9 protein-coding genes are annotated in these 10,695 nt (G+C 64.2%); 6 read left to right on the forward strand and 3 right to left on the reverse strand.

The genetic code is table 11. The annotated features are described in order from the left end of the window. The first annotated feature begins 166 nt into the window (after positions 1 to 166). The 4 genes from ACX80X_RS16520 (at position 167) to ACX80X_RS16535 (ending at position 5,741) form a co-directional block, all read left to right on the forward strand. Positions 167 to 1,108 (forward strand): carbohydrate ABC transporter permease, encoded by a 942-nt coding sequence (locus ACX80X_RS16520; protein ID WP_252609789.1) that lies wholly within the window; start codon positions 167 to 169, stop codon positions 1,106 to 1,108. Between the two features lie 10 nt (positions 1,109 to 1,118). Continuing rightward, positions 1,119 to 2,045 (forward strand): carbohydrate ABC transporter permease, encoded by a 927-nt coding sequence (locus tag ACX80X_RS16525; protein WP_252600326.1) that lies wholly within the window; start codon positions 1,119 to 1,121, stop codon positions 2,043 to 2,045. A gap of 48 nt (positions 2,046 to 2,093) precedes the next feature. Next, a complete protein-coding gene (locus ACX80X_RS16530) occupies positions 2,094 to 3,437 on the forward strand; it encodes an ABC transporter substrate-binding protein (RefSeq protein WP_252600324.1) in 1,344 nt (447 codons plus the stop codon). 96 nt (positions 3,438 to 3,533) lie between these two features. Next, positions 3,534 to 5,741, forward strand: coding sequence for an alpha-galactosidase (locus ACX80X_RS16535; protein ID WP_459312703.1), 2,208 nt, complete (start codon positions 3,534 to 3,536; stop codon positions 5,739 to 5,741). A 75-nt stretch (positions 5,742 to 5,816) separates the two neighbouring features. Here ACX80X_RS16535 and ACX80X_RS16540 read toward each other — a convergent pair whose 3' ends face one another. Together ACX80X_RS16540 and ACX80X_RS16545 are read right to left on the reverse strand one after the other, a co-directional pair. Then, positions 5,817 to 6,041 (reverse strand): hypothetical protein, encoded by a 225-nt coding sequence (locus ACX80X_RS16540; RefSeq protein WP_252600321.1) that lies wholly within the window; start codon positions 6,039 to 6,041, stop codon positions 5,817 to 5,819. A 966-nt stretch (positions 6,042 to 7,007) separates the two neighbouring features. Next, positions 7,008 to 7,457, reverse strand: coding sequence for a pyridoxamine 5'-phosphate oxidase family protein (locus tag ACX80X_RS16545; protein ID WP_252600320.1), 450 nt, complete (start codon positions 7,455 to 7,457; stop codon positions 7,008 to 7,010). 318 nt (positions 7,458 to 7,775) lie between these two features. Here ACX80X_RS16545 and aroQ point away from each other — a divergent pair, with 318 nt between their 5' ends. Continuing rightward, on the forward strand, positions 7,776 to 8,255 hold the full coding sequence (gene aroQ / locus ACX80X_RS16550; RefSeq protein ID WP_141141598.1) for a type II 3-dehydroquinate dehydratase: 480 nt from the start codon (positions 7,776 to 7,778) through the stop codon (positions 8,253 to 8,255). Positions 8,256 to 8,300: 45 nt separating this feature from the next. On the opposite strand, the gene ACX80X_RS16555 is transcribed toward aroQ, so the two are convergent. After that, positions 8,301 to 9,485: a MarP family serine protease gene (locus ACX80X_RS16555; RefSeq protein ID WP_252600318.1), complete on the reverse strand. Its 1,185-nt coding sequence runs from the start codon at positions 9,483 to 9,485 to the stop codon at positions 8,301 to 8,303. Positions 9,486 to 9,750: 265 nt separating this feature from the next. On the opposite strand from ACX80X_RS16555, the gene ACX80X_RS16560 reads away from it, so the two are divergent. After that, entirely contained in the window at positions 9,751 to 10,428 is a 678-nt protein-coding gene (locus ACX80X_RS16560) for a Crp/Fnr family transcriptional regulator (RefSeq protein ID WP_011693220.1), read from the forward strand. The last annotated feature ends 267 nt before the right edge of the window (positions 10,429 to 10,695 follow it).

Consider the following 10,695-nt stretch of genomic DNA (forward strand, 5'->3'; position numbering starts at 1 on the left):
GTCCATCAGGATTTCAGTGTTTCATTCGAATCTACTCGAGTCAATGCCCTATCGACTGGATAATCCCTCTAGAAATAAAAGAAAAACTAACACTTGCCACTCTTGATCTACTCGTGTAGATTCCTCAGCAGTTGTTATCCACATCACAGTCAGGAAAGGGTCGACGATGACCACCCTTGCCAAAAACGCGAGATCCGCCCCGCCCCAGACCGGAGCACCCAAGCCGCGCGGCGGTTACCGCCGGATCGGCGACCTCAAGATCGCCCTGTTCTTCATCGCCCCGGCAATGATCGGGTTCATCTTCTTCTACGTTGTCCCAACCATCCGCGGCGTGTACTTGAGCTTCACGGAGTACAACATCCTCGGAGACCCAACATGGGTGGGGATGGACAACTACACGGCGATCGCCAAGGACCCGCTGTTCTGGAATTCCCTGGCCGTCACCGGCCAGTACGTCCTCATCAACATCGTCCTCCAGACAGCGCTGGCACTGGGACTGGCCCTACTGATGCACCAGGTCGCCAAGTCCACGCTCATCCGCGGCGCTCTGCTCCTGCCCTACCTGATGTCCAACGTCATCGCGGCGCTGCTCTGGTTCTGGATGCTCGATTATCAGATCGGCGTGGTCAACCAGTTCATCGAATGGGCCGGCCTCCCCCGCGTCGCGTTCTTCGGCAGCGAAGAGTGGGCCATCCCCACCCAGGCAGTCATCAACACCTGGCGGCACATGGGCTACACCGCGCTGCTCATCTTTGCCGGCCTGCAGGCCATCCCCGGCAACATCTATGAGGTCGCAAAACTCGACGGCGCCTCAGCGTTCCAGACCTTCCGCAAGATCACCATTCCGCTGCTCCGCCCGGTCCTGGTGCTGGTCCTCGTGGTGACCGTGATCGGCTCCTTCCAGGTCTTCGACACCGTGGCCGTCACTACCCAGGGCGGACCGGTGAACGCCACCCGCGTGATCCAGTACTACATCTACCAGCGGGCCTTCACCGAGTCGGACTTCGGTTACGGATCCGCCATCGCCGTCATTCTCTTCCTCATCCTCGCCCTGGTGGCCTTCATCCAGATGAAGTTCCTCAAGGGCAACGAGTCGGACCTGGACTAAGGAGTCCCCCATGACATCCACCACCAGCCGCGCACCGCTGCATGCCCCGGCCCGCCGCCGTCGTCCGTTCAACCCCCGCCGCGCAGGCGCCTGGGCCCTCTTGGTCCTGGCCATCGCAGTCTCCGTCCTCCCGTTCCTCTGGGTGCTGCGGACGGCACTGTCCACCAATTCGGCACTGGCCGCCAACTCAGCCAGCCTGCTTCCCGCCGATTTCACGTTCGGCGCCTTTATGCGGGTGTTCGGGCTGCAGAGCCCCGCGGACGCCATCGCCGAGGGCGGTTCCGGTGCCACCATCGATTTCTGGCTGTACCTGAAGAACTCCATCATCTTCTCGTCCATCACCACCGCCGGGGCCGTATTCTTCAGCGCCATGGCCGCCTACGCCTTTGCCCGGCTGCGCTGGAGGGGCCGGAACGCGGTGTTCAGCCTATTCCTGGGCACCATGCTGGTCCCGCCGATCTTCACCGCCCTGCCCAACTTCCTGCTGATCAAGAACCTGGACCTGCTCAACACAATGCTCGGCATGGTCCTGCCCTACGTCTTTATGACTCCGTTCGCCATCTTCTTCCTCCGCCAGTTCTTCCTGAACATGTCCCGCGAGGTCGAAGAGGCAGCCATGCTCGACGGCGCCAAGCACCTCCGCATCTTCTTCCAGATTGTGCTTCCCAACGCCGCAGCACCAATCGCCACCCTTGCCCTGCTCACCTTCATCGGCCAGTGGAATGAATACTTCTGGCCGCTCCTCGTCGGATCCCAGGATGACGTGCGCGTCCTGCAGGTGGGCCTCGGGGTCTTCAAATCACAGGCACCGCAGGGTTCCCCGGACTGGTCAGGCCTGATGGCCGCCACCCTGGTTTCGGCCCTGCCCGTCCTGATCCTCTTCGCCGCCTTCGGCAAGAAGATCGTCAACTCCATCGGCTTCTCCGGCATCAAGTAACCACCCCCAAAAACCCCACTCCCCAACTCCCAAACGGAAAGTAGAACCATGAAGAAATCCCTCGGCGCCGTCGCCGTCGCCGCAGTTATGGCACTGTCCCTGTCCGCCTGTGGCGGAGGCTCATCCTCCTCGGCAGAATCAAGCAAGGGCGAGATCAACTACTGGCTGTGGGACGCCAACCAGCTGCCCGCCTACCAGCAGTGCGCCGACGACTTCACGAAGGCCAACCCGGACATCTCGGTCAAGATCACCCAGCGCGGGTGGGACGACTACTGGAGCACGCTGACCAACGGCTTTGTCGGCGGCACTGCCCCCGACGTTTTCACCAACCACCTCGGACGCTACGGCGAGCTGGCAGAGAACAAGCAGTTGCTGGCCATCGACGACGCCGTCAAGAAGGACAACATCGACCTGTCCCAGTACAACGAGGGCCTCGCCGACCTCTGGGTTGGCCAGGACGGCAAGCGCTACGGCCTGCCGAAGGACTGGGACACCATCGGCCTGTTCTACAACGAGGCCATGCTCGCCAGCGGCGGCGTCACCGAAGAGCAGATGAAGAACCTCACCTGGAACCCGCAGGACGGCGGCACGTACGAACAGGTCATCGCCCACCTGAGCGTTGACAAGAACGGCAAGCGCGGCGACGAGGCCGGCTTCGACAAGAACAACGTCGCCGTGTATGGCCTTGGCCTCAACGGCGGCGGCGACTCCTCCGGGCAGACGGAGTGGAGCTACCTCACCAACACCACCGGCTGGTCCCACACGGACAAGAACCCGTGGGGCACGCACTACAACTACGACGACCCCAAGTTCCAGGAAAGCATGGACTGGTTCGCCGGACTCGTGGAAAAGGGCTACATGCCCAAGCTGGAGACCACCGTCGGCGCCAGCATGGCCGACACGTTCGCGGCCGGTAAGTCCGCCATCAATGCCCACGGTTCGTGGATGACCGGCCAGTACACCGGCTACCAGGGCATCGATGTGGGCATCGCCCCCACCCCGGTGGGCCCCGAAGGCAAGCGTGCCTCCATGTTCAACGGCCTGGCCGACTCGATCTGGGCCGGAACCAAGAAGAAGGACGCCTCGATCAAGTGGGTTGAGTACCTCGCCTCCGCTGACTGCCAGGACGTCGTAGCGTCCAAGGCCGTCGTCTTCCCCGCGCTCAAGGCTTCCTCCGACAAGGCTGCCGCGGCCTTCGCCGCCAAGAACGTGGACGTCTCCGCGTTCACCGAGCACGTCAAGAACAAGAGCACGTTCCTGTACCCGATCACGGACAACACCGCCAAGGTCAAGGGCATCATGGAGCCCGCCATGGACGCAGTAGTGTCCGGCAAGGCCCCGGCCAGCTCGCTGACCCAGGCCAACGAACAGGTCAACGCCCTCTTCAAGTAGGCCGCGAGCTTTACCGGCTGCGCGCCGCGGGCGTTGTATTCCCCGCGGCGCGCGGCCTCTATACTTTCTCCCACACCCCGTAAAGGACAGCATTCTATGGACCCCCTCCACCTCCGTTCCGCCAGCACCAGCCTGGTGATGAGCTTTGACAGCGGGGAGGCCGAGGTCATCCACTGGGGCGCGGATCTTGGCAGCACCCTGCCGGACCTCGCCATCCTCGGCGAACCGATCCCCCACTCCGCCATCGACGCCACCGTGCCCGCCGGCCTCCTGCCGCAGGCATCCTCCAGCTGGCGCGGCCGTCCCGCCCTCCGCGGCCACCGCCTCGCCGACGGCGTCTCTGGCCTCGACTTCTCGGCCCGCCTCCGCGCCGTGGCCGCGAGCGCCGAGGACAACTCCGCCATCATCGTCCAGACCGATTCCGACGCCGGACTCACCGTCTCGTCCGCCCTGACACTGCACGACGGCGGCCTGCTGGAGCTGCGCCACACCCTCACCAACGACGGCGCCACGCCCTACCAGGTCGACGAGCTGGCCACCGTCCTCCCGGTGGCGCCGGACGCCGTCGAACTCCTTGACCTGACCGGGCGCTGGTGCCGGGAACGCCACCCGCAGCGCCGCCCCATCCAGCAGGGCACGTGGGTCCGCACCGGCCGGCACGGCCGCACCGGGCACGACTCCTCGCTGCTCTTCGCCGCAGGCACCGCCGGGTTCGGCAACCGCCACGGCAAGGTCTGGGCCACCCACCTGGCCTGGAGCGGCAACCACGAGCAGTTCGCGGACAGCATCGGCGACGGCCGCACCATGATCGGCGGCTCCGAGCTCCTGGGCCCGGCCGAGGTCATCCTTGCACCCGGCGCCAGCTACACCACGCCGGCACTGTTCGCCGCGTACTCGGACCGCGGCCTGGATGGCATCAGCGAGGCGTTCTACAGCTGGTTCCGGTCCCGCCCGCACCACGTTCTCCCCGCGGCCAGCACGGCAACCCACCCGGGCAAGCCCCGTCCCGTGGTGCTCAACACCTGGGAAGCGGTCTACTTCGACCACAACCTCTCAACGCTGATCGAGCTGGCGGACTCCGCCGCCGAACTGGGCGTGGAGCGATTTGTGCTCGACGACGGCTGGTTCCGCGGCCGCCGCGACGACCACGCCGGCCTGGGCGACTGGTACGTCGACGGATCACTCTGGCCCGATGGCCTCACGCCTCTGATTGATGCCGTGACCTCGCGCGGGATGGAATTCGGGCTCTGGGTGGAACCGGAAATGGTCAACCTGGACTCCGATATTGTCCGCGCGCACCCTGAGTGGATCGTTGGTCCTTCGGTCCAGAGCTACAAGGACGGCGGCCGCCTGCCGATTGAATGGCGGAACCAGCAAGTGATCGACCTCGTGAACCCGGACGCGTGGCAGTACATTTTCGACCGCGTCGACGCCCTGTTGCGCGAGAACAACATCAGCTACCTGAAGTGGGACCAGAACAGGGACCAGCTGGAGCACGGCCACGCCGGCCGCTCCTCGGTCCACGAACAGACCCTGGCCGCCTACCGGCTCTTTGACGAGCTCAAGAAGGCCCATCCCGGCGTCGAGATTGAAAGCTGCTCCTCCGGCGGGGCCCGTGTGGACCTGGGCATCCTGGAACGCACGGACCGCATCTGGGCCTCGGACTGCAACGACGCCCTGGAACGGCAGACCATCCAGCGCTGGACCGGGCTGGTGGTCCCGCCGGAGCTCGTGGGCGGGCACGTCGGCCCCACCACCTCGCACACCACGGCCCGCACGCACGATCTGTCCTTCCGCGCCATCACAGCGCTGTTCGGCCACTTCGGCATGGAATGGGACGTCCGCGAGGTCCAGGGCGCCGAGCGCGAGGAACTCAAACGCTTCATCGCCCTCTACAAGGAACACCGCGGCCTGATCCACTCCGGGCGCATGGTCCGCGCGGACGTACCCGACGATTCCCTGATGCTGCACGGCGTAGTTGCCCCCAGTGGTGCCTCGCAGGGCACCGTTCCACCAGGCACGACGGCGGCGCTGTTCGCCCTGGTCAGCACGGGCACCGCGTTCGCGGAACAGACCGGACGGATCACCATCCCCGGCCTCGAACCGGACCAGGACTACCGGGTGGAAGCCATCTTCCCGGCGCCCGGAGACGCCGACTATGCCCACACATTCACGCAGGTCCAGCCGCCGGCCTGGCTGGCGGACGGGGCGGTGGCCGGTGGCCGCTTCCTGGCCGAAGTGGGCCTGCCGATGCCCATCCTCAACCCCGAGCACGCCCTCGTCCTGAGGTTCACGGCACTCTAGGGTCCCTGCCCCGCTGACCCGCGCCAAGGACGAGGCCGGCAGGCTGACTGCACCGTCCCGGTGTCGGAGCCGGGTTCAGCGGCGGATTCCGTGCGTGAAGTACAGCACAGGGCCCAAGAAGTGCAGGGCAATGACCGCCGCCCACACACTCTTGCGGCCGTTGACCCGCGGGGCGGGGCGGGTGGCCAGATCCGTCCAAGCGGTGGCGGCCAGCGACAACTGCACTGAGGACAAGGCCAGGACCACAGCCTGCTGCCCGCTTGTCAGATCGCTCCAAGTCACGGACTTCTTGATCGTCATGGTCATATTCTCCGTGTCGGGGTGTGAGTCATTGCGTTCGGCCAAATAGCGGGCTTGATTCAATCATGATGGTTTCCTTGTCCCTACGGGGGTTTGTCGGTCAACTGTGTTGTCTCCAAGGTTGCGCCGGTTGGGCCATCCATACCTCTTTCGGGGCCCGCCGATCTTACAAAACGAACCCAGGCCGTTTTGAGGTGGCATGGCGCGTACTATCGGCTACATGGGCAAGAGGGCCACAGACATGAGACGCACTTTTATGCGTCGGTGGGTGCTTGCGGTTACGGCCGGGGAGACCGTTGGATTCATTATCCCGGCCGCTGTTGGTGGAGCGTTGACATTAGCCGCCGCTCCCGCTTCCGTCGTCTATCCGTTGATGATCGCCGCCGGAGCATGCGAAGGTATCCTCCTTGGGTTGGGGCAGTCCATCGGCTTTGGCTCTTTTGGGATCCCTCGTGCTGCCTGGATTACCGCCACTGGTGGGGGTGCCGCTGTCGCGTGGTCCATCGGTATGCTGCCGAGTACGATCGGCAGTGTCGATTTCGCTTCGCCGTCCGCTGTTGCCCTCATGGTCGTCGGGGCGGCGGTGCTTCTGGCTTCGATTCCGACCTTGCAGTGGCTTGTCTTACGCCGGGTAATACGGCGGGCCTCCTGGTGGATTCCTGTCAACGCTGGTGCCTGGGCTGCTGGCGTCCTCTGGACTTTCGCGCCGTCTCCGTTCATTGACGAGAACACAGCATTTCCTGCCCGGTGGGGTCATATTTAGTGGCCGGCATACTCATGGCGGTCACTGTGGGTGCCCTGACTGGCTTCGCTGCGCGGCACGTAGTGGAATCCACTCACTACTCGCCAGCACAGCGCACTGATGCCGGTCAATCCATCTACCAGCGGCCGACCCCATGAACTGCGCTCAGCCTGTAGTCAGCAGGCCAGCCCCACGGAGCTCGCCCCGATTCCCTCCCCGGAACCTCAGGGCTCCCGTGGTGACCACCATCGTGCGGACGGGTTGATGGCAAACTGGCGTCCAGTAATTTCCGTCGGCGTAATGCGGAACAGCTGATCCTTGGCCCCCGGCTCCCAGGGAGACAGGCTCTGATCCACCTTGTCCTGATCAAGTTCGTTGTCCGGGACAGCTTCAGGACGGCCTTTCACCACGACGCTCCACGCAATGGTTCCGTAGGGGTTGAGGCCGTCAGCCTCCAGTGCGACCGCTCCCCCTTCCAGCAAAGCGTCCAGTTTGGTTCCCGGACCTGTTCGGAAAAACAGTGATCCATCCTCCGGCAGGTAGTTCACGGGAAAGATTTCAGGTCCGTTGGTGCCAATTACCGCCAGTCGGCCGACTGAAGCGGACCGAAGGGATCTCCAGCACGCATGTGTTCCAAGAACCTTTAATGCTGATGCTTCTTCGAAGATGTTCATGTGCCGAGCATACATACGTGATGGATCAAGGCAGCAGAGCACGCCCCCTTTAGCGCGGACTCGGGTGAGCGGCGACAGCGGATAGCCGGAAGTAGCGAGCGCCCGCCAGCGAATGGCCCTCTTGGCAGCGCGGCCAGCCCACCAGCTGTGCGAAAAGTAAGTGTCGTCCGTGGAACGTCAACGTCGTCGCCTAGGGTCCTTTGCGACGAATTCTGCACCATCATTCACCGTTCGAAGTCCACGGCCCCCCGGAAATCCGGCCACGTGGAATGTCCCGGGCCGAATGATGGTGCAGAATCCGACGGGTAGATTGGAGCCATGACTGACGTTTCCTCCCCTGACTCCGCATCTGCCTCCGCTGCCGGGCGCGGCACGATCCTCGTGATCAACGGCCCCAACCTCAACCTGCTGGGCACCCGTGAACCGGAGAAGTACGGCACTTCCACTCTCGCGGACGTGGAGCAACTGGCAGCTACGGCGGCGCAGGCCCACGGCTTCACGGTGGAGTGTGTCCAGTCCAACCATGAGGGGGTGCTCCTGGACGTCATCCACGCAGCCCGCGGCACCGCCGTCGGGATTGTGCTGAACGCCGGCGCCTTCACCCACACCTCCGTGGCCCTGCGTGACGCTCTGGCGGCGGTGCAGCTTCCCGCCGTCGAGGTCCACATCACCAACGTGCACCAGCGCGAGGAATTCCGGCACCACTCCTTCTTGTCCCCGGTGTGCGCCGCGGTGATCGTAGGAGCTGGAGTGTTCGGCTACAAGCTGGCCATCGACTACCTGGCCGAAGCGCTGTAGCCCGGCGCTGTGCGGCTCAGGCTCGTGTGGCTCAGGCCGCCCGGGCTACTTCTGGATGCACTGCCCGGAGGAGACTGGAGCGCTGAGGCTTGCGGCCTGGGATGCGACCGGGAACAGGTCATTCATGGTGATCGCGAAACCCATTTCGGTGTCCGAGGTTGCCTTGGCGAAAATGACGCCGGCCACCAGACCCTCCATGGTCAGCAGCGGGCCGCCCGAGTTCCCGGGCTGGACGTTGCCGGCCAGGCGGTATATCTCTTCCGGGGCCGGGTTTTCGCCGTAGATGTCGGGCACCAGAACCGAGGTGATGTCCTGGACCGTGGCGGGGTTGGACTGGAACGGACCGCCGTGAGGGTACCCCGCGAAAGCTGCCGGGCTGCCGTTCGGAAGGTCGGACGTCAGCGTGAGTGGTTCGGAAGGCAACCCGTCAACGGCCAAAACAGCGAGGTCGTGCCTGGTGTCGAAGTACACCACCCGCCCGGGCATCGCGCCGCCGTCGGGAATTTCAACCACCGGCTGCGACACGCCCGCCACAACATGGGCATTGGTCACAACCCGGCCAGGGGAAACCACAAAGCCAGTGCCGGTCTGGTTCTGCCCGCATTGGTAGGCGGTTCCGGCAATTTTCAGGACTGACTGCGCGGCCCGGTTCAGCGCTGGCGTATCGGTGCTTGCATTGGGCACTGCCACTTGCTGACCCTGGTCCAGGCCTTCAAGCAGCGTGGGGATTCCGTTGCCGATCACCGTGGACCGCAGCTGCGCCATGGTGGTCTTCACCGGGACAGGCGTCAGCCCATCGATGTATCGGATGACTTTGGACTCGGCCAATTGTTGGGACACAAACGGAACGCCGAGAGCGCTGACGCTGAAAGCGAGCATGGACATCACCAGCGCCGAGACCACCACGTTGACGGCCCCGCCCACCAGCCGGTCCACAGCCCGCAGCGGCTTGATCCGCACGGCGCCGCGGATTTTGCGCCCGATCATGGTCCCTAGGCCATGGCCCAGAGCCATCAGTACGACGGCGGCGGCCACGATGGCGGTCAGCCTCCAGCCGGAGTCGTCCACGAAGTTGCTGACCAGTGGAACGGCAAAGAAGGCAGCCACGGCGCCCGCGGCGAAGCCGGCGATACCCCCGAGGGTGACCAGGAAGCCGTTGCGCAGGCCATAGATCAGGTAAGACAGCAGGGCCAGGATCAGCGCCAGGTCCAGAACAGTCAAGCCAAACACTGAGCGCTCCTCTAATACGGTTGAGACCCAATTCTAGTGGCGCAGGCTGACATTATTCCGTGGGCGCCAGTCTCCCGCCTATTGGGGCCAGGTTCGCCTCACGTTCAGTCGTCAAACTCACACCCCGGGCGCGGCCGGGCACCGGATCGGGCCCGCATTGCACAGTGTCAGCGGCGTTTCCGCTGCCAAGTACGTCACAGAACCTTGAAAATTCTGAAACAATGGCAAAAGCGCCACAGCCGACACTTTTTATTCAGGAGATTTCATGGACATCGAGGTACTGCGCCGAGCACCCCTATTTGCCACGCTCGACGACGAAGCATTCCGCCTGCTGACGGACGAGCTGACCGAGGTGGACCTCTCCCGCGGTGCATCGGTATTCCGCGAGGGCGACCAGGGCGACCAGCTCTACTTCATCGTCTCCGGCAAGGTGAAGCTGGGCCGCACGTCCCCCGATGGCAGGGAGTCCCTGCTCGCCATACTGGGCCCGGGTGAACTGTTCGGCGAAATGGCACTCTTTGACCCCAGCCCCCGCACGGCCACGGCCACGGCTGTCTCCGAAACCCGCCTTGCTGGCCTGAAGAACGAAAGCCTCAACGCCCTGCTGCGGACGCGCCCCGAGGTTTCGGCGCAGCTGCTGCAGGCCCTGGCCCGTCGCCTGCGCCGCACCAACGATTCACTCTCGGACCTGGTGTTCTCCGACGTCCCCGGCCGCGTGGCCAAGGCCCTGCTCGACCTGGCCGACCGCTTCGGCCGCCCGGCAACTGACGGCGTCCTGGTAGCCCACGAGCTCACCCAGGAAGAGCTGGCCCAGCTGGTAGGCGCCTCACGCGAGACGGTCAACAAGGCCCTGGCAGAGTTCGTCCAGCGCGGCTGGCTCCGCCTCGAAGCCCGTGCCGTAGTGATCCTCGACATGCAGCGCCTCCGCCAGCGCTCCCGCTAGTCCTTTCACGATTGAGGCCCTAAGGCTGACATCCTCCGCGTGCTGCTCCTTCGTCGCTTTGACGCATGCTTCCGGATGCCACCCTTGGGGCCTTTTGCGTACCCCCTGCCGACGCTCTCTCACTTTATGGGGCTTTTCCCCAACTGCTCTCTCACTTTCTTAGGGAAAGTGAGAGAGCGTCCCTCTCCGTCAAGCTGGTTGTGAGTCATTCATTAACTTTTTGATTGAAGGAGCCGGCGATGCCCGTTGATAACAAGGGTTTTACGC

Source organism: Pseudarthrobacter sp. MDT3-1, from assembly GCF_054510755.1.

Bases quoted from the DNA above. Each gene is read 5' to 3' on its own strand.
- ACX80X_RS16520 (WP_252609789.1), top strand. From the start codon at position 167: ATGACCACCCTTGCCAAAAACGCGAGATCCGCCCCGCCCCAGACCGGA.
- ACX80X_RS16525 (WP_252600326.1), top strand. From the start codon at position 1,119: ATGACATCCACCACCAGCCGCGCACCGCTGCATGCCCCGGCCCGCCGC.
- ACX80X_RS16530 (WP_252600324.1), top strand. From the start codon at position 2,094: ATGAAGAAATCCCTCGGCGCCGTCGCCGTCGCCGCAGTTATGGCACTG.
- ACX80X_RS16535 (WP_459312703.1), top strand. From the start codon at position 3,534: ATGGACCCCCTCCACCTCCGTTCCGCCAGCACCAGCCTGGTGATGAGC.
- ACX80X_RS16540 (WP_252600321.1), bottom strand. From the start codon at position 6,041: ATGACGATCAAGAAGTCCGTGACTTGGAGCGATCTGACAAGCGGGCAG.
- ACX80X_RS16545 (WP_252600320.1), bottom strand. From the start codon at position 7,457: ATGAACATCTTCGAAGAAGCATCAGCATTAAAGGTTCTTGGAACACAT.
- aroQ (WP_141141598.1), top strand. From the start codon at position 7,776: ATGACTGACGTTTCCTCCCCTGACTCCGCATCTGCCTCCGCTGCCGGG.
- ACX80X_RS16560 (WP_011693220.1), top strand. From the start codon at position 9,751: ATGGACATCGAGGTACTGCGCCGAGCACCCCTATTTGCCACGCTCGAC.